Raw genomic sequence first — 20858 nt, 5'->3', positions numbered from 1 at the left:
CAGCCGCAAGTCTTGGAGCAAGTGTCTGAAAAAAAAGTAATCTTCGCCGGTCGGACCGCGGGACGGCCAGCACCGCGGCTCTCGTGTGTCAGGCATCTGTGCCTGTTTGCGAGGCGCAAGAACCCCGATGGGCGCAGCAAACCTGCTTCGTCGTCGCAATGGGAGAGTGCAATGGCGCAAAATTGCGCGCTCGCTTGAATCATTTCCTCGATCGCGCGCGATTGCATGCGGCCTGCGGATATCCCTCACTCCGCGCACGAATTTTGGTCAACGCAGGATACGGTTATCGCGCCGTTAAAAATGCGGCCGGTCCCAGTAAAATCTACGACTTTTGGACCAGTTAGTTCGAAGTATGGATCGTCGTGTTGCGCGCGCCCTCGCGCCGGACCCTAATTCTTAACCCTGACGCGGTGTTGGGCTATAAGGATGTCAGCATGAGTCCCCGCCGCATCGCCCCTCTCCTGCTCGTCATGACGCTCCTGGCCGCCGGCGACGCGCTGGCCCAGGACAAGGGCAGCGTGAACGCAAAACCGCTGCCGCCGCTCGCCAATCCCAATGATCCCACGATCGGCGCCAGGGAGCTGTTCGCACGAAAGCTGCTGCCCTCGACGGGGCCGGCGCATGTCATCGGCTCCTACACCAAGGGCTGCATCGGCGGCGCCATGCAGATGCCGCTCAACGGCGACCATTGGCAGGTGATGCGGCTGTCGCGTAACCGCAATTTCGGCCACCCCGACATGATCGCGCTGATCAAGCGGCTCGCGGCCAAGGCGAACAAGGACGCCGGCTGGCCCGGCATCCTTGTCGGCGACATCGGCCAGCCGCGTGGCGGGCCGGCGCTGTCAGGCCACGCCAGCCACCAGATCGGGCTCGATGCCGACATCTGGCTGACGCCGATGCCGGATCATCGCCTCTCCCGCGAGGAGCGCGAGGACATGTCGGCGGTGATGATGGTGCGGCAGGACCGGCTCGACATCGACCCAAAGGTGTTCACACCTGGTCATGTGCTGGTGCTGCGCGATGTGGCGCAGGAGCCGGCGGTGCAGCGCATCTTCGTCAATGCCGCGATCAAGAAGGCGCTGTGCCGCGAAGCCAAGGGCGACCGCTCCTGGCTGTCAAAAATCCGGCCATGGTGGGGCCACGACTATCACTTCCACATCCGCATGCGCTGCCCGGCGGGCGCCGGCGAATGCGAAGGACAGCCGTCGCAATCCGAGGACGAGGGCTGCAAGCCTGCCGATCTCGCCTATTGGTTCAGCGACGCCGTGCTGCACCCGAAGCCGCCGCCCGAGCCGCCGAAGCCAAAGCCGCCAATGACGCTGGCGCAGATGCCGGCCGCCTGCAAAGTGGTGCTGCACGCGGGGGATGCGAAGCCGTAACAAGTTCGTCAGCCGGCTGGTCGCTGCGCTCTGAAATGCGCTAGGATCGCCCTGCCGCGCGGCCGTAAGCCCGCGGCATTCGGGGATGCGCATCCCTTTCACTAAGCCTGACCGCAAGCCCCGCATCCTCGCGTGGCCAACGATGAGATTTAACATGCGCATCCTCACCCTCCTTGCCGCACTTTCGCTTGGCGCGACCTCCGCTTTCGCCGCCGAGGAGCCCAGCGGCTGCGACAAGTTCAAATGGCCGATCGAGCGCGAGCGCGCCGCGCTGACTGCGCCGGATCGTGCCAAGCTCTCGACCGGAAGCGAACAGGCGGCCCTGCCCTCGTCGGCCATCACGCTGGGACTGGTCGCACCCGCGGAGGCAAAGCTGCCCTCGCCGCCGGAGCGGGCGCCGAAGGACGGCACGTTTGCCGGCTTCACGGGCATCAAGGCGGCGCCCAAGGCGGGCCTCTACACGATCAGCCTGTCCTCCGGAGCCTGGGTGGACGTGGTCCAGGACGGGCATGTCCTCAAGCCCGTGGCCTTCAGCGGCGCCACCGATTGCGACGGCATCCGCAAGACCATGAAATACGAGCTGTCGGCCCAGCCCTTCGTACTCCAGGTCAGTGGGGCCAAGGACAATTCGCTACCGATCGCGATCCTGCCGGCACAATGAGCGGGCCTGGCTAGACAAACGGTCGCCTTTGACCTGAGGCGCCGGCCTGCTATCTTCGAGGCCAGCGATATCCCTGCCGGCCGTAAGCCGCTGCGGGGACACGTGGAACAGCGCTTCCGCCCGTCGCGACCTGACTTAACCCAACGCCAGATTTGCGCGTGCCTTTGTGCGCGCGGACTCGCACGGAGCGCACCCATGATTCGTATCGCCGGACTTTTCACCGCCTTCGTGATCCTCGCGGGCGCAAGCCTCTCGCCTGCCGTGGCCGAGGACAAGACCATCACCGTGTTCGCCGCGGCGTCGATGAAGAACGCGCTCGACGAGGTCGACGCCGCCTACACCGCCAAGACCGGAATCAAGTTCAGCGTCTCCTATGCCGCAAGCTCGGTATTGGCAAAACAGATCGAGCAGGGCGCGCCGGCCGACGTGTTCGTCTCGGCCGACATCGACTGGATGGACTACGCCATCTCCAAGAAGACCATCAACGAGCCTTCCAGAGTCAACCTGCTCGGCAACAGCATTGTGCTGATCGCGCCGAAGGATTCCGCGATCAACAACGTCACCATCGCGCAGGGTTTTGACCTCGCAAAGCTCGCCGGCGACGGTAAGGTCGCGACCGGCGACGTCAAGTCGGTGCCAGCCGGCAAGTATGCCAAGGCTGCGCTGGAGAAGCTCGGCGCCTGGACCGCCGCGGAGCCGAAATTCGCCATGGCCGAGAGCGTGCGCGCCGCGCTGACGCTGGTCGCCCGTGGTGAAGCCAATCTCGGCATCGTCTATTCGACCGACGCCAAGGTCGAGCCCGGCGTGAAGATCGTCGGCACGTTCCCGGCGGATTCGCATCCCGCGATCATCTATCCGGTCGCGGCCACCACGACCGCGAAGTCGGAGACCAATGACTATCTCGCCTTCCTGCGTACCTCGGCCGCCAAGACCATTTTGGAAAAATACGGCTTCAAATTCCTGATCAGCCCGACCACCTGATCTTTCGTGCTCGACATTTCTCCCGCCGAATGGACGGCGATCCTGCTCTCGCTTAGGGTCGCCGTCATCGCCACGCTGGTCGCAACGCCGTTCGGCATTGCGCTGGCGTGGCTGCTCGCCCGCAAGGATTTTTGGGGCAAGTCGGTGCTCGACGCAATCGTGCATCTGCCGCTGGTGCTGCCGCCTGTCGTCACCGGCTATCTGCTGCTTCTCACATTTGGACGCCGCGGCCTCGTCGGCGCTTTTCTCGCCGACCATCTCGGCATCGTCTTCGCATTCCGCTGGACCGGCGCTGCGCTCGCTTGCGGCATCATGTCGTTTCCGCTGCTGGTGCGGCCGATGCGGCTGTCGATCGAGGCGATCGATCGCCGGCTCGAGCAGGCGGCGGAGACGCTGGGCGCGGCACCCTGGAAAGTGTTCTTCACGGTGACACTGCCCTTGGCGCTGCCCGGCGTGCTCGCCGGCATGGTGCTGGGCTTTGCCAAGGCGATCGGCGAGTTCGGCGCTACCATCACCTTCGTCTCCAACATCCCCGGCGAGACCCAGACGATTTCGTCCGCGATCTATTCGCTGATCCAGACGCCCGACGGCGACGCCGCGGCGGGACGACTTGTCATCGTCTCGGTCGTCCTCGCGCTCGGCGCGCTGATCGCCGCCGAATGGTTCGCTCGACGAGCCACGCAACGCCTGCACGGGAACTGACCATGCTGCGCGTCGACATCGAAAAACAGCTCGGCGAATTCTCGCTCTCCGCATCCTTCAGCAGCGAAGGCCGCGTCATCGGCCTGTTCGGCGCGTCCGGCGCCGGCAAGAGCTCGCTGGTCAACATGATCGCAGGGCTGCTGCGGCCCGACCGCGGCACCATCGCAATCGACGGCGAGACGGTCGACGACACCGCGGCCGGCATTCATGTGCCGACCTGGCGCCGCCGCATCGGCTATGTGTTCCAGGATGCGCGGCTGTTTCCGCATCTCAATGTCGCGCAGAATCTCGACTACGGCAGGCGGATGAACGGCCTTGCGTCCGACCCGGCCCAGCACAAGCGCGTCGTCGAGCTGCTCGACATCGGCGCTCTTCTCGACCGCCGTCCCGGAAAACTCTCCGGCGGCGAACGCCAGCGCGTCGCGCTTGGCCGCGCGCTGCTGTCGAAGCCGCGCCTGTTGCTGCTCGACGAGCCGCTCGGCGCGCTCGACGAGGGCCGCAAGCTCGAGATTTTGCCGTACCTTGTGCGGCTGCGGGATGAGGCCAACGTTCCCATGGTCTATGTCAGCCACGACGTCGCCGAACTGCGCCAGCTGGCCACGCAGATCGTGATGCTGAAGCAGGGGCGGGTGACGTCGTTGGGCGGGGTGAAGGTGCTGACGTGAGGGAGCGGCATGGGCTTTCTTCCCCGTCATGGCTAGGCAATGTCTGACCGAGATCGACACTTGCCGAGTGTGGAGATTTGAACACCGGCCGCGCGGCGTCTGCCAGCATGCCATGCGCCCGTTTGACGTTGTCGAGAAACTGCCGCACGCTTTCCCGCCACGTGAAGGTCAAGGCATAGGCCCGGCATTTTTCGCGCGGCACCTGCAAGGCGGCGAGCGCCGCGCGGCGCAAATCGGCATCGAGACAGCCGCAGCCGGACTTGCCGATCACGTCGAGCGGCCCCATCACCGGGAAGGCCGCGACCGGCAGGCCGCATGCCAGCGCTTCCAGGATCACCATCCCGAACGTGTCGGTCAGGCTCGGAAAGACGAAGACATCGGCCGAGGCATAGACATCGGCGAGCGCTTGCCCGGTCCGTATGCTCATGAAATGGACCTGCGGAAACCGCGCCTGCAGGCTGGCGCGCAACGGCCCGTCGCCAACCACGACCTTCGATCCCGGCAGGTCCAGAGCCAGGAAGGCCTCGAGGTTCTTCTCCACCGCGACGCGGCCGACATACAGGAACACCGGCCCGGGAAACGCGAGCGGCCGCACGCGGCGGGGACGAAACAACTCGGCATCGACGCCGCGCGACCACGGCATCAAATTGCGGAAGCCATGCGCCTTCAACGCCTGCTCCAGTGTCGGCGAGCCGACCATGATGCCATCGCCGCCGTTGTGGAAACGGCGCAACGCTGCATAGCTCCACCTCAGCGGCACCGGCAGCCGCGCCGCCAAATATTCGGGAAAGCGGGTGTGGTAGCTCGTCGTGAACGGATAGCCGCGGGTCTGGCAGACATAGCGCGTGATCCACCCGATCGGCCCCTCGGTCGCGATGTGCACGGAATCCGGACCCATGCTTTTGATCGCACGCTCGATCCGCCCCACCGGGGCCAGCGCAAGGCGGATCTCCCGGTAGCCGGGCAGCGGCACCGTGCGGAAATCGTCCGGCGTGAGGAAGCCGATATGGGCGCCGAACGCAGGCGCTTCGCTAGCGAGATATTCGAGCGAGCGCACCACGCCGTTGACCTGCGGGCGCCAGGCGTCGGTTGCCACCAGCACGCGCATCAGGCGACCGCCCGTGCGAACGGCACCACGCTCGACGCGCCCGACATCTGCCGTGGCCGCGCCTCGGCCCAGCGGATGATCTCGAAGCGGCCGTCATGGTGCTCCACGACACCGGTGCAGGATTCCACCCAGTCGCCGGTGTTGATGTAGCGAATACCGAACTCGTCGTGCATCGCCGCGTGGTGGATGTGGCCGCAGATCACGCCCTGCGCATCGTGGCGCCTTGCTTCCGACGCCAGCACCTCCTCGAAGCGGCCGATGTGATTGACCGCATTCTTGACCCGCAGCTTCGCCCAGGACGAGAACGACCAATAGGCAAGCCCGAACCGGTTCCGGATCCAGTTGAGCCAGACGTTGGAGGCAAGCGCCGTGCGATAGCCGACATCGCCGAGGAGCGCCAGCCAGCGGGCGTGGCGCACGACGAGATCGAAGTGATCGCCATGGACGACAAGGTAATCGCGGCCGTCGACGCTCCGGTGGATCGCGTGCTCAACCACCTCGACGTTGCCGAAGGTCGAGCCGACATAGTCGCGCACGAACTCGTCGTGATTGCCGGCCACATAGACCAGCCGCTTGCCACCCCGCGCAAGATCGACGAGCTCCTGCACCACCGCATTGTGCGTGCCTGGCCAATACCAGCTCGACCGCAGATACCAGCCATCGACGATGTCGCCGACCAGGTACACAGTGTCGGCATCATGATGATGGAGAAAGTCGATCAGCCGTTCGGCCTGGCAACCTCTCGTCCCGAGATGGACATCGGAGATGAACAGGCTCCTGACCTTGACGACATCGGGCGGCAAAGCCGCATCCCTGTCTTGGCATCGCTCCTGACATTGCTCCTGGCGTTGCGCCGACCGGTCGCCGCTAGGGCCATCGCGGAGGAATGCCATCGCGGCGGCTTCCGCCAATCCCGCGACCGCCTTCGTCACATCCCGGTTGGCGCGCCGCCGGAAGATCGAGCGATGCCAATAAACCGCGACGGCAAAAACCAGGAGCGCGAACTGGGCGCCGCGATGCCGCCCGTCCGACGCCGCGACACCGAACTGAAGGCCGGCGAGCAGGATCAGCACCCCGGCGCTGAGGTGCTCGAGCGTGTGCGAGCCGGGCCGGAAGCGGGACAACAGGGCTCTCATGCGATCTCCTCCACAGCCTTGATTTCCCCCAAAGCTTTGGGGGCGGCGATGGCGCGCGGTGACGCGAGGCCTGGCCGCGCGGTCGCGCGCTTGTAAAAGCGAAGTCCGAGAATGATCGCGACTTCCACCGCGACAAGGATGGCGACCACCCAGAAGCCGATGCTGACGGGATCCTGTCCGCTGTCGCGCAGCGCATAGCCGAGGCTCAAGAACGGCATGTTCCAGATCACGGTGCCGATCGCGGTGGCGGCGACGAAGGCGCGCGGCTCCAGCCGCAACACGCCGGCCGGCAACGCCAGATAGATTCGCACGGTCGGCAGCGTCTGGCCGATCAGCGTGACCCAGAAATGGTTACCGCGATAGGCATCGGTGAGCTGCTCGTAGAACGAGGGCCGCAGCAGCACATATTTGCCGTAGGTCCTCACCAGTCGCTCGATCCGCTGCGAGCCGAGCACGCGGCCAAGCCCGTACCAGCCGATCGCGCCGACCACCGACCCGACACTTGTCACCAGGATGGCCATGGCCAACGTCGCGCCATCGGGCACGGTGAGACCGAGCAGCATCAACAGAACGTAGGACGGAAACACCGGAATGAATTTCTCGGCGATCGCCAGGCAAGCCATGCCCAGCAGGCCGAAGTGCAGAAACATTGCGATCGTGCTCGACGTGTCCATGATGCCTCGGTTACGCGAAGGGGGGACGGCGGCTGATCCGGTACACCGAGGCCGGAGGCAGGTTGCGATAGGTCTGCCCGATGCGGCTTGCCTGCAGGTCGAGATGATCGAGAATCGCATCAGGGACGGGACAGCGCGGGCCGTAGGTGATCTGGTAGAACGCGCCGCCGGGACGGAGATAGGCAAACGCGCCGCCGAGAATCGCTAGCACTTTTCCCTGCGGCATCGTCAGCAGCCCGAGCCCGCTGACGACGGCGCCGACCAGCGCCCCCTCGAACAGTTTTTCTCTCACCAGCCAGGCTGCATCCATCCACAGCACCCGCGCGCCGGGGAAGCGCCGCTGCAGCAGCGGGATGAAATCGGAGCCGTATTCGACCAGCGTCAGATCCTGCTGCCGGACGCCGCGATCGAGCAATGCGCGGGTGAAGGCGCCGGTGCCGGGGCCGAGTTCGATGACGGGGCCGGTCTCGGCTGTGATCTCCTGCGCCATCAGCGACGATGCGGCGGGTCCCGTCGGCGCAACCGCTGCCACACGCAGGGGATCGCGAATCCAGGCACGAAAGAACGGCAGGATGTCAGCGGCCGACATGCCGTCTCTCCTTCGCAAGGCAGCCAATTTCGCAGGTGAGGTTCGGTACCAAAGCCATTCAAATGTCTTTCCGCTTGCGCGTGTCCGCCATCGAACGCGAAAGACACGCGCCAGATCAGCCATGTCGGGCGCGGCAGGATGATCAAGCCCGGCCCGACAGTCGATTCAGTCTCACGCCAACATTGCGAGAGTCTGTCGCGATTGCGCATGCTTCGGAAATATCCGCGACGTTGTCGCAAGATGGAGCCGCAACGTTGCCGCAATGAATTGGGCACAAAGCCGGCAACGAGGAGCGCGAAGGACGTTAAGCCCGTGGCCCTCCACCGTCATTGCGAGCGCAGCGAAGCAATCCAGAATCTTTCCGCGGAGGCAGACTGGATTGCTTCGCTACGCTCGCAATGACGGGTGGAGACAGCGGCGCGGAAAGCTAGCGCTTCCGCCGCTTCGGCTTTATTGCGCCGAACACATCCGTCAAATCCTCGCTCGCCGGCACCGGATCATCATCCAGATGCAGGCGGCTCTCCACATGCAGAAAATGCTCGCGGGACACGGCAATCGCGCGCGCCACATCGCGAGCACGTAGCGCTTCGACGATGGCGCCGTGCTCGTCCACCGCGCAGATCGAATCCGTCGCGGGCTCGTAGACCGAGACCATCACCGAGGAGCGGCTGAGCAGATCGGCGAGGAAACGCGTGAGCTCGGCATTGCCGAGCGCCTCCACCAGATGGACGTGGAACGCGCCTGACAGCCGCACCGATGCGGCCCGGTCGCCGCGCGTTGCGGCGGCGCGCTCCTCAGTGAGATGCGCGGTCAGCTTTTCGATCAAGGCATCGTCGACAAGGCGGACGAGCTGCGTCAGCACGCCAGCCTCGAGCACGCGATGCGCTTCGTAGACGCTCCTGATATCGTCGAGCGTCGGGCGCGGCACGCGGGCGCCACGATTGGGGATCATCTCCAGGCGCCGCTCCGCGCCAAGCCGATGCAGCACCTTGCGGATGCGCTCGCGCGAGACGCCAAAAATGTCGGCGAGCGGCGGCTCGGCGAGCTTCACCCCGGCCTTCAGCTTGCCCTCCAGCAGCGCGTGCAGGATGGCCTGATAGACCGCCTCGTCCTCCGCGGGATTGGCCTTACCAGCCCTCTTGCCGTTCGTCTTGCCGTTGCGCCTGCGCTGCGTCGCCATGGCGCTAGCTAGGCCCAAAGGCTGCGCAGCGTCACCTCCAAAAAATGTGCACATTTTTCGCGCGACGAGGCAGGCGGCAGAGACGACCTGAATTCATATAATTGATATCATTATCTAATTCATAAATGTGCACATTTGGCATGACGCTTGCTGCTGCCTCATAGCAAGCTTTACGCACAACAAGCGGGATATGCCCATGCACACCCCCTCCCGACGCAGCGTTCTGACATCAGGCGCGGCCCTCACCGTGGTTCTCGCAGCTCCCGCGCGGCTGCGCGCCGCGCCCAAGGAGATCGTCATCGGCGGTCCCGCGGGCGCCGCGAAATATTTCAACGCCGATCTGTTTCCGGTGCTGGAGAAGAAGCTCGACTGCAAGGTGCTGTACGAGGGCACCAACTCGCTGACGAATTTGCAGAAGATGCAGGCCGACAAGGCCGCGCCAAAGATCTCCGTCGTCATCATGGACGATCCGGTGATGCTGCCGGCGGCGAGCGAGGGACTGATCACAAAAATGTCGGCCTCGTCGATCGCCAATCTCGGCAAGCTCGTGGACGGCGCGGTGCACCAGGACGGGATGTGGGCGAACTATCAGCGGCCCTGGGCCGGCATCGCCTATTCGACCAAGCGCATGAAGACGGCGCCGGCAAAATGGTCGGACCTGTGGGACGCGAAATATGCCTCTAAGGTGATCGTGCCGTCGCTCTCCAACACCGAAGGTTTCTGGACGCTGCTTGCGGCCGCGCATCTCGAGACTGGAAAACCCTACAAGGAGGCGCAGTACGAGATCGATGGGGCCTTCAAGAAGGTGAAGGAGCTGAAGGCGAATTTGCTGAACGTCTACACCAACGCGCCGCAGGCCATCAATCTGATGGAGCAGGGCGAGGCCTGGATGATCGGCGGGCAATTCTCGGCCTACACGCTGATCCGAAAGGCGGAAGGGTCGCCAGTCGATCTCGCCGTGCCTGGGGACGGCGGATTTGCGATGCCCTCGGGCATTGCGAAAGTGGCGGGCGCGCCGGCCGGCGACCTCGCTGATGCCGCGATCGACTTCTTCCTGAGCCCGGAAGCGCAGACCATTCTTGCCGACAAGGCGTTTGTCGCGCCGACCAACAAGGGCACGCCGACGCCGGCGGGTTTTCCCGATCCCGCCTCGCTGTTCGCGCCGGACTGGGCGTTCGTCGCCAAGAACCGCGCGGGCTGGGTGGACCGCTGGAGCAAGGAGATGACATGAGCGAGAGCAGCCCGCATCTCGTCGTCCGCGGCGTCTCCAAGCGATACGGCCCGACCACGGTTCTCGATCATATCGACCTCACCATCCGCCGTGGCGAGCTGGTGACGCTGCTCGGCCCCTCCGGTTGCGGCAAGACCACCCTGCTCCGCGCCATCGCGGGGCTGGCGCAACCCGACACCGGCAAGGTCGAGCTCGCCGGCCGCGACATCACCCACGTGCCGCCGCACAAGCGCAATGTCGGCGTCGTGTTCCAGAGCTACGCGCTGTTTCCGCATCTCACCGTCGCCGGCAATGTCGCGTTTGGATTGAAAGTGCGCGGCATGGCCAGGCGCGAGATCGACGTTGCTGTCGATCGCGCGCTGTCGCTGGTCAAGCTCGGCCATCTCGCTAGCAGACGCATCTCGGCGCTATCAGGGGGACAGCAGCAGCGCGTGGCGCTGGCGCGCGCCATCGCGGTCGAGCCAGATGTGCTGCTGTTCGACGAGGCGCTCTCCGCGCTCGACCGCAAGCTGCGCGAGGAAATGCAGGTCGAGTTGCGCCGCCTGCTCCAAGAGGTGAAGGCGACCGCGATCTTCGTGACGCACGACCAGGACGAGGCGCTGACCATGTCCGACCGCGTCGCGGTCATGAACAAGGGACGTATCGAGCAGCTCGCCGAGCCGCGCGAATTGTATTTGCGGCCCGCAAGCCTGTTCGCTCTCAACTTCGTCGGGCTGTCGACGCGGATTTCCGGCACCGTGCTGTCCGCTGACAACGGCAAGGTCGATGTCGAGACCAAGGTCGGCCGCCTCTCCGCGCTGGGCAATTTCCAGGCCGGCTCTCCCGTCATCGTGGCCGCGCGGCCCGAGCAGCTTCGGATCGGCGGAGAGGATGAGACGAACTCTGCATCGGGGCGCGTGCGCTCCGTGGTGTTCCAGGGCTCGCGCACGCTGGTCGAGGTCGATGCGGGCGCAGGCGAAAGCCTGCTCGCCGAACTCTCCGGACGCGACGGCGCGATCCCCGGCGTGCATGACGAGATCCGCCTGAGCTGGCCTGTGGCCGAGACCTTTGCGTTTCCGATGGAGGCGCAGGCATGACCGAGGCAGCCCTTTCCGCGCCGGTCGCGGCGCCTGCGGTCGATCGCGAACGGTTGACGGCTGTTGGATTCGTGCTGCCCTCCTTCGTTATCATCGCTGGCGTGTTCGCTCTGCCGCTGATGCTCTTGCTCGGCGTCAGTTTTGTCGATGCCAACGGGCTGACCATTGCCAACTACAAGCGCCTGCTCGGCACGCCCTATTATCTCTGGGTGATCTGGAATTCGCTGCGGCTCGGGTTGCTGACCACCATCATCGCCTTCCTGATCAGCTATCCCGCTGCCTTCGCGCTGGCGCGGGCCCGCGGGCCCTTGCGCTCCGTGCTGCTGGCGACGCTATTCCTGCCGCTCGCGGCGAGCGTCATCGTGAAGGCGTTCGCCTGGACGATCCTGCTGCGCAGCGACGGCATCGTCAACGAGACGCTGATGGCGCTCGGCATCATCGAAGACCCGATCCGGATGATCTTCACCGAGACCGCGCTGATCGTCGGCGCCGTCAACATCTTCCTGCCCTTCATGATCCTGCCGATCTACGCGATCGTCGCGCAGCTCGATTCCCGTTACGCGGAGGCCGCTGCCACGCTCGGCGCCTCGCCGGTCGTGACGTTCTTCCGCGTCATCCTGCCGCTGACCTTGCCCGGCATCATCGCCGGCGTCGCGCTGGTGTTCTCGCTTTCCGTTTCGGCTTATGTGGTGCCGACGCTATTGATCGGCGAGAAATATCCGACGCTCGCGACCACGATCGCTAAAGCTTATCTGCTGGCGCGTGAGCCCGGCTTCGGCGCCGCCGCCGGTGTCGTGCTGCTCGCCATCGCGATCGCCGTCGTCGCGCTGAGTGCGCGCCTGTCGCGGGAGCCGAAGTGATGACGCGGGCTGCAATCATCGTCTGCTGGGTGATGGCGATCGGCCTCGCGCTGTTCCTGATCATCCCGTTGCTGGTGATCGCCGCCGCCAGCTTCTCGCCGACGCCGGTGTTCGACCTGCCGCTGACCGGCGCTTCGACGCGCTGGTATGGCCGGATCGGCCGGCTCGACGGCTTCTGGCCGTCGCTGTTGCTATCGCTCCAGATTGCGCTGCTGTCGACGGTCATCTCGCTGGTGTGCGGCACGCTCGCGGCGATCGCGATCGCACGCGGAAAGCTGCCGGGCGCTGGCATCTTTGCGACCGCGCTTGTGTCGCCGCTGATGATGCCGGGCCTCGTGCTCGGCATCGCGCTGTTGCAGGGCTTTCGCGCGGTTGGTTTCACCGCACCATGGGCGACGCTGCTGGTTGCGCATCTCGTGATCACCCTTCCTTACGTCGCCCGCACGATGATCTCAGGGCTTGCGCGGTTCGACTTCACGCTGATCGAGGCGGCGCGCACGCTCGGCTGCAGCTATCCCGGCAGCGTGCTGCGCGTGATGGTGCCGGCGCTGGCGCCGTCGTTCCTGATCGCGGGGATTTTTTCGTTCCTGGCCTCGTTCGACAATTATCCGGTGTCGATCTTCCTCGCCGACGTCCGCACCAAGACGCTGCCGATCCGGATGCTGCAATATATCGAGGAGGCGCCCGACCCGACGCTCGCGGCGCTCTCCACCCTCATCCTCGCCGGCACAGTGATCCTGCTGTTCGTCAGCGACCGCGTCGTCGGCCTGCATCGCATGGCCGGAACTTCGGATTGATGCCATGAGCGAAGCAAAGCATCCCCTCTCACAACGTGACTTCGCCGGCTATCGCGGCAATCCGCCGAACCCGCGCTGGCCCAACGGCGCGCGCGTCGCGGTGTCGCTGGTGGTGAATTTCGAGGAGGGCTCGGAGTTTTCCATCAACGACGGCGATGCGAACAACGAGGCGATTTACGAGGTCGTGCACCAGCTGAAGGGCCCGGATTCCTGCATCGACGGCCATTTCGAATACGGCACGCGTGCCGCGTGGTGGCGCATCATGGATTTGTTCGACGCCCATGGCGTCAAAGTGACGGTGAGTTCCTGTGGCCGCGCGGTCGAGCGTTCACCGGAGCTGGCGCGCGATGCGATCGCGCGCGGCCACGAAGTGTCGGCGCATGGCTGGCGCTGGCAGAGCCATGCCGACATGGACGAAGCGAGCGAGCGGGAGGTCATCGCCAAGACAGTGGCGGCGATCGAACGCGTCACGGGACAGCGCCCGGTCGGCTGGCACACCCGCTCGGCGACCTCGCCGAACACGCGGCGGCTGCTGGTCGAGGACGGCGGCTTTCTCTACGACAGCGACGCCTATAATGACGATTTGCCCTATTATCACGAAGTCTCGGGCAAGCAGCACCTGGTGCTGCCCTACGCGTTCGATACCAACGACATGCAGTACTACAATGCCGGTCGCTTCAGCGGGCAGGATTTTGCCGACTACGTCATCGACGCCTTCGAGTGGCTGACGCGTGAGAGCGACACGTCGCCGAAGATGATGTCGATCGGATTGCATTTGCGCATGATCGGCCGGCCGGGGCGCATCGGTGCGCTGGATCGGATCTTGGCGCATATTGCGGGGAACAGCGCTGCGTGGATCGCGCCGAGGGCGGCGATTGCGCGGCATTGGAAGGAAGTGGTGCCGGCGGAGAAGTAACACGCTCCGTGCCCCGGACGCGATGCAGCACGAAGTGATGCGTCGCAGAGCCGGGGCCCACCCGACATGGGTCCCGGCTCTGCGGTGCAGCGTTTCACGCTGCGCCGCGTCCGGGACACGAGGGTATTCTAGACCCCCGCCACCGAGGTCCACAGTTCCGCGAGCTTCTTCCGCAGCGCCTGACGGCGCGTCAGCGGCGGTGGCGTTTCGTCCTCTTCCGGCAGACGCAGGCCGACGACGTTGACCCGGCCGCCGGAGATGCTGCGCGCGACCAGCACGATCTCGTCCAGCGCGAGCTCGGCACCCTCTTTCGGCGCGCGGTCGAGATGGACGTCGAAATAATCGGCAAGTGTCAGCTTGCCCTCTTCCTCACTCACCTTGACGCCGTAGATCTCCGCAAGCTCGGCCAGCGTGTGCTCGCCAGAGACCATGAAGTCGCCGAGAAGATGCGGATCGGGCGCGGTGCTCGGCTGCATGTCGACGAAGAAGCGGTCGAGTGACTCGGCCTTTTCCGGCGGGGCCAGCAAATAGATGTAGTCGCCGGGCGCGATCGGATCGGCTTCCACGGGCGTCAAAATGCTCTCTTTGCGGATCACCAGCGTCGGCTTCGACCAGGACGGGATCAGGCCACGGCGGAAATACAGGCTTTTCGGCCGCACCGGATAGCCCACCAGTTGCTGCTCGAGCTGGCCGGGCAGGTCGAGCTCCACGCGACGCGGGCCGCGTTCGGCGCGCGGCAGCGCGACGTGCAGCTTGCGCGCGGCGGGCGCCAAGGTCCAGCCCTGCAACAACAGCGAGATGATGACGACGACGAAGGCGACGTCGAAATAGAGATAGGCTTTCGACAGGCCCACCAGCATCGGGATCGAGGCCAGGAAGATCGCGACGGCGCCACGCAGGCCGGTCCAGGCGATGAAGATCTTCTCGCGCCAGTTGAAGCGGAATGGCGCCAGGCACACGAACACCGCGAGCGGCCGCGCGACCAGCATCAGCACGAATGCGACCCCGACCGCCGGCAGCACGCTGATGCCGAGCCGGCTCGGCGAAACCAGCAGGCCGAGCAGCACGAACATCACGATCTGCGCCAGCCAGGTCGCAGCATCGAGGAACGCCACCACCGAATTATGCGCGCGCGTCGGACGATTGCCGATGATGATGCCGGCGAGATAGACCGCAAGGAAACCCGAGGCGTGCATCATCTGCGAGCCGCCGAAGATCACGAGCGCGCCCGTGGTCACGAACGGCGCATGCAGGCCCTGCGGCAGCGCCACCTGGTTGAGCGCGATGACGACGAAACGTCCGCCGAGGAATCCGACGACGGCGCCCAGCACGGCCTCCTGAATGAACTCCATCGCGACGTGCCCTGCCGAGGTCGAGCCCAGCGAGATGTATTCGACCAGCATCAGGGTGAGGAAGATCGCGAAGGGATCGTTGGTGCCGGATTCGGCCTCCAGCGTCGCACCGACGCGCGGGCGCAGGCGCAGGCCCTGGGTGTGCACCAGCAGGAACACGGCAGCCGCGTCGGTCGAGGCCACGACGGCGCCGACCAGCAGCGACTCCGTCCAGTTGAGGTCGAGCGCGTATTTGGCGAACGGCGCCGTAACCAGCGCGGTCAAGAGCACGCCGACGGTCGCGAGCACCACGGAGGGCGCGAGCACGGTGCGGATGCTGGCAAAGCGCGTCTTCAGGCCGCCGTCGAACAGGATCAGGGCCAGCGCCACCGAGCCGACCAGATAGGTGGTGCGGACGTCATCGAACTGGAGCTGCCCGGGGCCGGAATCGCCCGCGAGCATGCCGATCGCAAGGAAGACTAGCAGCAGGGGCGCGCCGAAGCGCAGTGCAAGCAGGCTCGACAGGATGCCGGCCATGACGAGGACGGCGCCGAGCAATATGGCGAGGCTGACAGAGTCGAGAGAGGCCATCCACCTTCCGGGTAAAATCGCTGGAATTGCATCCTTATCGTCGCCACACCGGCGCGCCAACCCATTTTCGCACCTCGCGGCAATCTGCCCGTATTTTGCGGCCTTAACGCGCTTCACTTCACGGTGTATCGATGGCCCGGCCGCGCCCTTTGTGGGATTCTGCGGCGCCCTCGAATCAAATCCTTCCGCCCGCTTCCCGACGAGACCTCCCGATGGACATGGACCTCAAAGACTTCATGGAGTTCGTGCAGACGACCGCGCGAAGCGTCGGGGCGGAAATCTCCTCACCCTGGTTCTACCTGCAATTCGGCCTCATTCTCGCCGCGGCCGGAATCGCCTATGCGGCGGAAGCCGGGGTTCGCAACCGCGTCGACATGACGTCGCTGGCGCTGCGCTGGCCGCTGCCGCTCCGGCACTTCGCCCGCGTGATGGTGTCCAGCGCCTCGACGGCGGTGTTCACCCTGCTCGTGATCATCGAGCGCGTGGTGATGTACCATGCGACCTGGCCGAGCCGCTCCTATCTGCTGATGGTCGCGGCCAAGCTGGGCCTGGCCTGGCTCGCGATCCGGCTCGTGACCCCGGTGCTGCGCAACGCCTTCATCGTCAAGCTGGTGTCGATCACGGCCTGGTTCGTTGCCGCGCTCTCCATCCTCGGCCAGCTCGATGCGACGGTGGATCTGCTCGATTCCTACGCCATCGTGCTCGGCGGCCTGCGGCTGACGCCGCTTCTGGTGATCAAGGCCGGCGCGCTTCTGCTCATCGCGCTCTGGGCCACCAACATCGCCAGCAATTTCGCCGAGAACCGGATCAATTCGGCGACCGATTTGACGCCGTCGGTGCAGGTGCTGCTGGTCAAGATCATCCGCATCGGGCTGCTTGCGATCGCGATCGTGATCGCGCTCGGTTCCGTCGGCATCGACCTCTCGGCGCTTGCGGTCTTCTCCGGCGCGGTCGGTGTCGGCATCGGTATCGGCCTGCAGAAGATCGTCGCCAATTTCATCTCGGGGATCATCCTGCTCGCCGATAAATCGGTGAAGCCCGGCGATCTCGTGACCATCGGCGACAACACCGGCCGCATCAGCGCAATGAAGACGCGCTATATTTCCGTCGCCGCCGGCGACGGCCGCGAATTCCTGGTGCCGAACGAGGATCTGGTGACGCAGAAGGTCGTCAACTGGACCTATACCGACAAGAATACGCTGGTGAAGATCGCCTTCGGCACCAATTACGACGCCGACCCCCGCCTGGTCTGCAAGCTCGCCGCCGAGACCGCCGCCGCCCATCCCCGCGCACAGAAGGGCAAGCCGCCGAACAGCATTTTGACCGAGTTCGCCGAAGCCGGCATGAAGTTCTCGCTGACCTTCTGGATCGCGGACCCCGACGGCATGGACAACGTCAAGAGCGACGTGATGCTGGCGCTGTGGGACGCCTTCAAGCGCGAGGGCATCCGGGTTCCCTATCCGGTGCGCGAAATCCGCGTCCGCGGCGGCGCACTACCGGTGGAAACCACCGTAGAAGTCCCGAATTAGGCCCGGTTTCGGGCGCAATAGGAACGCTTAACTTGCATGAAGGCCCGCGATCATTAGATTAGGGCCTGAAATCAATCCTTTCCGCCGATATTTCAGAAGACACCACCCGCATGAGCTACGTCGAAGCCTCCGATACCTCCTTGCGCAAGACCGGACAGATCAAGCTGCATGGGCCGAGCGCCTTTGCCGGCATGCGCAAGGCGGGAGCGCTGGTGGCAAAGTGCCTCGACGAGCTCACCGATATCGTCGGCCCCGGCGTGCCGACCGAGCGCATCGACCAGTTCGTCCGCGACTTCGCCTTCAGCAACAATGCCTATCCGGCGACGCTGATGTATCGCGGCTATCGCTACTCGACCTGCACCTCGCTCAACCACGTGGTCTGCCACGGCATGCCCGGCGATCGTCCGCTGAAGGAAGGCGACATCGTCAATATCGACGTCACCTTCATCGTCGACGGCTGGTACGGCGATTCCAGCAGGATGTATGCGATCGGCCCGATCGCGCGCAAGGCGGAGCGGCTGATCGAGGTGACCTATGAGGCCATGATGCGCGGCATCGCCGCCGTGAAGCCAGGCGCCACCACCGGCGACATCGGCCACGCCATCCAGAGTTTTGTCGAACCGCAAGCCATGAGCGTGGTGCGCGATTTCTGCGGCCATGGCCTCGGGCGCATGTTCCACGACGAGCCGAACATCATCCACATCGGCCGGCCCGGCGAAGGCGTCCAGCTCAAGCCCGGCATGTTCTTCACCATCGAGCCGATGATCAATCTCGGCAAGCCGCATGTGAAGATTCTCTCCGACGGTTGGACCGCGGTGACCCGCGACCGCTCGCTGTCGGCGCAGTTCGAGCACTCGGTCGGCGTGACCGCTGATGGCGTCGAGATTTTCACGCTGTCGGAGCGGCACGGCGAGAAGCAGATCGGGTGATCTGCCTGGCGCTAAGCCCTGTGGCGGCGCCGGAATGACGACGGCGCCCGCTTGTAGGTCGCAGCAAAGGCATCGTTGAATCTGCGCACGCTGCCGAAGCCGGCCGCAAACGCGATCTCCGCGAACGTCATGTCGGTCTGGTCGATCAGGCGCTTGGCCTCCTGCACGCGCCGCGTCGCGGCGATCTCGCTCGGGCTGGCGCCGGCGTGGCGCATGAACAGACGCAGCAGATGGCGTGGCCCGACGCCGAGCGCTTCCGCAAGATCCGCCATCGATGTCCGATCCAGAAAGCCCTCATTGATCAGGCGCATGCCGCGCGCCACGGTGGTCGCCGTACCCATCCAGGCCGGCGAGCCCGGCGCCGTTTCCGGACGGCAGCGCAGGCACGGACGGAAGCCGGCCCGCTCGGCGGCAGCAGCGGTTGCGTAGAAGGTGACGTTCTCGGAGCGCGCGGGACGCACCGGGCAGACCGGCCGGCAATAGATGCGCGTCGAACGCACGCCAGAGAAGAACAGGCCGTCGAACGCGCGGGCGCGCGCCAGCCGCGCCCGATCGCAGGTCTCCCGGTCGAGATGTGGCGGCAGGGTCTGCCGCTGCGCTGAAACGCTCGCCATACCAGGACATTAGTTTCAACGCGGCCGGCCGAGTAGCTGAAATCGGACTCGATCGGGCGATGAGGTCCGAATTCAGCCAGCCCGCACCACAGCTTTCGGATCATCGTGCCTGATAGCTTCAGGAGCACGACGCATGAACATGCACGCACAGGCCATGTCGAAGCCGATCCGCCTCACGCGCGAGATCGGTCTGCTGCTGCTGCTCGCGCTGATCTGGGGCAGTTCGTTCACGCTGATCAAGGTCGCGATCCCGACGATTCCGCCGTTCACGATGGTGGCCGTGCGCGTGACGATCGCAGCGGTTCTGCTCCTGCTCATCGCAACTGCGCAAGGACACGCACTGCCTCGCCAGGGATCGGTCTGGGCGGCCTTCCTGGTGCAGGGGCTGCTGCAAAGTGCGCTGCCGTTTACCCTGATCAGCTGGGGCGAGGCGCATATCACCAGCGGTCTCGCCGGCGTGCTCAATGCAACGCCGCCGATGTTCGTGCTCGCGATCGCGATGATGAGCGGGCGCGGCCGGCAGGCCATCGACGGCCGCAAGATCGTTGGCGTCGCGCTTGGCCTCGCCGGTGTCGCCGTGACCATCGGTATCGATACGCTGGCCGGGATAGGCACCGCCGCGCCGCTGGCGCAAGCCGCCGTGCTCGGCGCCAGCCTCTGCTATGCGCTCGCACCGATCTGGGGACAACGGTTTTCGAAGTTACCCGCGATCGTCACGGCGGCCGGTGCCATGAGCTGCGCCGCCATCCTGATGCTGCCCGCGGCCGCAATCCTCGAGCAGCCATGGACGCTGGCGCCGCCGCCAGCGCAGGCGATCGCGGCGGTCATGGCTCTCGCAATCGTCTGCACGGCGCTTGCGATGGTGATCTATTTCCGGCTGATCCGCACGCTCGGCCCGCTCGGAACCACCAGCGGGAGTTACTTACGGGCAGGATTCGCGGTGGTGCTCGGCACCACCCTGCTCGGTGAGAGCTTTAGCTGGTCCAATCTTGCCGGAATGGTGCTCATTCTCGCCGGTGTGGTGGCGGTCACGGTGCGTCTGCCGGCGCGGCAGGACCAGATGCGGCCGGGATGATTGCCGCCATCTTCAAAGCCTGATGATTGAGACCAGCGCGGAGTCCCGCAATTGACGGTTGCAAAAGCGCAAGTCCGCGGCAATGCTGGCGGCCGATGCCCGCCAAGCCCGACCACGACAAGACCAGCCCGGAGGACGCGCCGCACTATCACGGCCATCGCGAGCGGCTGCGCGAACGCTTCTACAGCGCCGGCGCGGACGCGCTCAGCGACTACGAGCTTTTGGAGATGGCGCTGTTTCCGGCGCTGCCGCGGCGCGACACCAAGCCGCTGGCGAAAACGCTGATCAAGATTTTCGGCTCGTTCGCAGAAGTCATCCACGCGCCGGTGGCGCGCTTGCGCGAGGTCGATGGCATCGGTGAGTCCGCGGTCCACCAGCTCAAACTGATCGCGGCGGCGACGCACCGCGTCGCCAAGGGCGAGGTCAACAGCCGCAACGCGCTGTCGTCCTGGAACGAGGTGATCGACTATTGCCGCTCCAGCATGGCGTTCTCGGACAAGGAGCAATTCCGCCTGCTCTTCCTCGACAAGCGCAACCAGCTGATCGCCGACGAGGTGCAGCAGACCGGCACCGTCGACCACACCCCGGTGTATCCGCGCGAAGTGATCAAGCGCGCGCTGGAGCTGTCGGCGACGGCGCTCATTTTGGTGCACAATCATCCAAGCGGCGATCCCTCGCCCTCGCAGGCCGATATCCAGATGACCAAGGCGATCGTCGAGATCGCAAAGCCGCTCGGCATCTCCGTGCACGACCACATCATCGTCGGCAAGAACGGTCATGCGAGCCTGCGCGGGATGCGGTTGATCTAAACTCTCGAATCACATGACAACAACA

Annotated in this window: 20 protein-coding genes and 1 pseudogene; 14 read left to right on the top strand and 7 right to left on the bottom strand. The window is 65.1% G+C overall.

The genetic code is table 11. The features are described 5' to 3' along the window. The first annotated feature begins 434 nt into the window (after positions 1 to 434). The 5 genes from mepA to modC all read left to right on the top strand — a co-directional run bounded on the left by mepA (position 435) and on the right by modC (position 4388). Positions 435 to 1379 (top strand): penicillin-insensitive murein endopeptidase, encoded by a 945-nt coding sequence (gene mepA, locus B5V03_RS13895; RefSeq protein ID WP_129270852.1) that lies wholly within the window; start codon positions 435 to 437, stop codon positions 1377 to 1379. 154 nt (positions 1380 to 1533) lie between these two features. Next, complete coding sequence (locus tag B5V03_RS13890; protein WP_164987986.1) at positions 1534 to 2040, top strand: hypothetical protein; 507 nt, start codon at positions 1534 to 1536, stop codon at positions 2038 to 2040. A 195-nt stretch (positions 2041 to 2235) separates the two neighbouring features. After that, entirely contained in the window at positions 2236 to 3021 is a 786-nt protein-coding gene (gene modA, locus B5V03_RS13885; protein WP_129270850.1) for a molybdate ABC transporter substrate-binding protein, read from the top strand. Positions 3022 to 3027: 6 nt separating this feature from the next. Then, complete coding sequence (gene modB, locus B5V03_RS13880; RefSeq protein WP_129270849.1) at positions 3028 to 3723, top strand: molybdate ABC transporter permease subunit; 696 nt, start codon at positions 3028 to 3030, stop codon at positions 3721 to 3723. A gap of 2 nt (positions 3724 to 3725) precedes the next feature. Then, positions 3726 to 4388, top strand: a complete 663-nt coding sequence (gene modC, locus B5V03_RS13875) for a molybdenum ABC transporter ATP-binding protein (protein WP_129270848.1) — start codon at positions 3726 to 3728, stop codon at positions 4386 to 4388. 85 nt (positions 4389 to 4473) lie between these two features. Here modC and B5V03_RS13870 read toward each other — a convergent pair. The 5 genes and pseudogenes from B5V03_RS13870 to B5V03_RS13850 form a co-directional block, all read right to left on the bottom strand. Further along, positions 4474 to 5496, bottom strand: a pseudogene (locus B5V03_RS13870) (glycosyltransferase family 4 protein); the annotation flags it as partial. Continuing rightward, positions 5496 to 6389: a UDP-2,3-diacylglucosamine diphosphatase gene (locus tag B5V03_RS13865; RefSeq protein ID WP_129271214.1), complete on the bottom strand. Its 894-nt coding sequence runs from the start codon at positions 6387 to 6389 to the stop codon at positions 5496 to 5498. The pseudogene B5V03_RS13870 and the gene B5V03_RS13865, both read right to left, overlap by 1 nt. Positions 6390 to 6628: 239 nt before the next feature. Continuing rightward, positions 6629 to 7306, bottom strand: a complete 678-nt coding sequence (locus B5V03_RS13860; RefSeq protein ID WP_129270847.1) for a DedA family protein — start codon at positions 7304 to 7306, stop codon at positions 6629 to 6631. A gap of 10 nt (positions 7307 to 7316) precedes the next feature. Next, positions 7317 to 7895, bottom strand: a complete 579-nt coding sequence (locus tag B5V03_RS13855) for a class I SAM-dependent methyltransferase (protein WP_129270846.1) — start codon at positions 7893 to 7895, stop codon at positions 7317 to 7319. Positions 7896 to 8322: 427 nt separating this feature from the next. Then, complete coding sequence (locus tag B5V03_RS13850) at positions 8323 to 9075, bottom strand: GntR family transcriptional regulator (protein ID WP_129270845.1); 753 nt, start codon at positions 9073 to 9075, stop codon at positions 8323 to 8325. Positions 9076 to 9271: 196 nt separating this feature from the next. On the opposite strand from B5V03_RS13850, the gene B5V03_RS13845 reads away from it, so the two are divergent. The 5 genes from B5V03_RS13845 to B5V03_RS13825 are packed head-to-tail and all read left to right on the top strand — an operon-like array spanning position 9272 to position 13955. Next, positions 9272 to 10306, top strand: coding sequence for an extracellular solute-binding protein (locus B5V03_RS13845; RefSeq protein WP_129270844.1), 1035 nt, complete (start codon positions 9272 to 9274; stop codon positions 10304 to 10306). Then, a complete protein-coding gene (locus tag B5V03_RS13840) occupies positions 10303 to 11382 on the top strand; it encodes an ABC transporter ATP-binding protein (protein WP_129270843.1) in 1080 nt (359 codons plus the stop codon). The genes B5V03_RS13845 and B5V03_RS13840 overlap by 4 nt, the downstream gene beginning before the upstream one ends. Next, on the top strand, positions 11379 to 12242 hold the full coding sequence (locus B5V03_RS13835; protein ID WP_129270842.1) for an ABC transporter permease: 864 nt from the start codon (positions 11379 to 11381) through the stop codon (positions 12240 to 12242). Before B5V03_RS13840 ends, B5V03_RS13835 begins: the two co-directional genes overlap by 4 nt. Next, a complete protein-coding gene (locus tag B5V03_RS13830) occupies positions 12242 to 13039 on the top strand; it encodes an ABC transporter permease (protein WP_129270841.1) in 798 nt (265 codons plus the stop codon). The genes B5V03_RS13835 and B5V03_RS13830 overlap by 1 nt, the downstream gene beginning before the upstream one ends. A gap of 4 nt (positions 13040 to 13043) precedes the next feature. Further along, positions 13044 to 13955: a polysaccharide deacetylase family protein gene (locus tag B5V03_RS13825; RefSeq protein WP_129270840.1), complete on the top strand. Its 912-nt coding sequence runs from the start codon at positions 13044 to 13046 to the stop codon at positions 13953 to 13955. Between the two features lie 128 nt (positions 13956 to 14083). On the opposite strand, the gene B5V03_RS13820 is transcribed toward B5V03_RS13825, so the two are convergent. Next, positions 14084 to 15877, bottom strand: coding sequence for a potassium/proton antiporter (locus B5V03_RS13820; protein WP_129270839.1), 1794 nt, complete (start codon positions 15875 to 15877; stop codon positions 14084 to 14086). Between the two features lie 212 nt (positions 15878 to 16089). Between B5V03_RS13820 and B5V03_RS13815 the strand changes: the two genes are divergently transcribed. Together B5V03_RS13815 and map are read left to right on the top strand one after the other, a co-directional pair. Then, positions 16090 to 17406, top strand: a complete 1317-nt coding sequence (locus tag B5V03_RS13815) for a mechanosensitive ion channel family protein (protein WP_164987985.1) — start codon at positions 16090 to 16092, stop codon at positions 17404 to 17406. Positions 17407 to 17516: 110 nt separating this feature from the next. After that, the gene (gene map, locus B5V03_RS13810) at positions 17517 to 18335 is read left to right on the top strand and encodes a type I methionyl aminopeptidase (RefSeq protein WP_129270838.1); all 819 of its coding nucleotides are present in this window, start codon (positions 17517 to 17519) and stop codon (positions 18333 to 18335) included. An 11-nt stretch (positions 18336 to 18346) separates the two neighbouring features. On the opposite strand, the gene B5V03_RS13805 is transcribed toward map, so the two are convergent. Further along, entirely contained in the window at positions 18347 to 18949 is a 603-nt protein-coding gene (locus B5V03_RS13805) for a bifunctional transcriptional activator/DNA repair enzyme AdaA (protein ID WP_129270837.1), read from the bottom strand. Positions 18950 to 19082: 133 nt separating this feature from the next. On the opposite strand from B5V03_RS13805, the gene B5V03_RS13800 reads away from it, so the two are divergent. Together B5V03_RS13800 and radC are read left to right on the top strand one after the other, a co-directional pair. Continuing rightward, positions 19083 to 20024, top strand: a complete 942-nt coding sequence (locus B5V03_RS13800) for a DMT family transporter (RefSeq protein ID WP_129270836.1) — start codon at positions 19083 to 19085, stop codon at positions 20022 to 20024. Between the two features lie 95 nt (positions 20025 to 20119). Continuing rightward, on the top strand, positions 20120 to 20833 hold the full coding sequence (gene radC, locus B5V03_RS13795; RefSeq protein WP_129270835.1) for a RadC family protein: 714 nt from the start codon (positions 20120 to 20122) through the stop codon (positions 20831 to 20833). The last annotated feature ends 25 nt before the right edge of the window (positions 20834 to 20858 follow it).

This window comes from Bradyrhizobium betae (assembly GCF_004123905.1).
GTDB lineage: Bacteria > Pseudomonadota > Alphaproteobacteria > Rhizobiales > Xanthobacteraceae > Bradyrhizobium > Bradyrhizobium betae_A.
Note: the sequence above shows the minus strand (reverse complement) of the source record. Positions and strands in the feature narration are given on the sequence as shown.

Bases quoted from the DNA above. Each gene is read 5' to 3' on its own strand.
- B5V03_RS13835 (WP_129270842.1), top strand. From the start codon at position 11,379: ATGACCGAGGCAGCCCTTTCCGCGCCGGTCGCGGCGCCTGCGGTCGAT.
- modC (WP_129270848.1), top strand. From the start codon at position 3,726: ATGCTGCGCGTCGACATCGAAAAACAGCTCGGCGAATTCTCGCTCTCC.
- B5V03_RS13830 (WP_129270841.1), top strand. From the start codon at position 12,242: ATGACGCGGGCTGCAATCATCGTCTGCTGGGTGATGGCGATCGGCCTC.
- B5V03_RS13820 (WP_129270839.1), bottom strand. From the start codon at position 15,877: ATGGCCTCTCTCGACTCTGTCAGCCTCGCCATATTGCTCGGCGCCGTC.
- B5V03_RS13840 (WP_129270843.1), top strand. From the start codon at position 10,303: ATGAGCGAGAGCAGCCCGCATCTCGTCGTCCGCGGCGTCTCCAAGCGA.
- radC (WP_129270835.1), top strand. From the start codon at position 20,120: ATGCCCGCCAAGCCCGACCACGACAAGACCAGCCCGGAGGACGCGCCG.
- B5V03_RS13855 (WP_129270846.1), bottom strand. From the start codon at position 7,895: ATGTCGGCCGCTGACATCCTGCCGTTCTTTCGTGCCTGGATTCGCGAT.
- B5V03_RS13825 (WP_129270840.1), top strand. From the start codon at position 13,044: ATGAGCGAAGCAAAGCATCCCCTCTCACAACGTGACTTCGCCGGCTAT.
- B5V03_RS13845 (WP_129270844.1), top strand. From the start codon at position 9,272: ATGCACACCCCCTCCCGACGCAGCGTTCTGACATCAGGCGCGGCCCTC.
- B5V03_RS13850 (WP_129270845.1), bottom strand. From the start codon at position 9,075: ATGGCGACGCAGCGCAGGCGCAACGGCAAGACGAACGGCAAGAGGGCT.
- map (WP_129270838.1), top strand. From the start codon at position 17,517: ATGAGCTACGTCGAAGCCTCCGATACCTCCTTGCGCAAGACCGGACAG.
- B5V03_RS13890 (WP_164987986.1), top strand. From the start codon at position 1,534: ATGCGCATCCTCACCCTCCTTGCCGCACTTTCGCTTGGCGCGACCTCC.
- B5V03_RS13860 (WP_129270847.1), bottom strand. From the start codon at position 7,306: ATGGACACGTCGAGCACGATCGCAATGTTTCTGCACTTCGGCCTGCTG.
- B5V03_RS13805 (WP_129270837.1), bottom strand. From the start codon at position 18,949: ATGGCGAGCGTTTCAGCGCAGCGGCAGACCCTGCCGCCACATCTCGAC.
- mepA (WP_129270852.1), top strand. From the start codon at position 435: ATGAGTCCCCGCCGCATCGCCCCTCTCCTGCTCGTCATGACGCTCCTG.
- B5V03_RS13865 (WP_129271214.1), bottom strand. From the start codon at position 6,389: ATGGCATTCCTCCGCGATGGCCCTAGCGGCGACCGGTCGGCGCAACGC.
- modA (WP_129270850.1), top strand. From the start codon at position 2,236: ATGATTCGTATCGCCGGACTTTTCACCGCCTTCGTGATCCTCGCGGGC.
- B5V03_RS13800 (WP_129270836.1), top strand. From the start codon at position 19,083: ATGAACATGCACGCACAGGCCATGTCGAAGCCGATCCGCCTCACGCGC.
- B5V03_RS13815 (WP_164987985.1), top strand. From the start codon at position 16,090: ATGGACATGGACCTCAAAGACTTCATGGAGTTCGTGCAGACGACCGCG.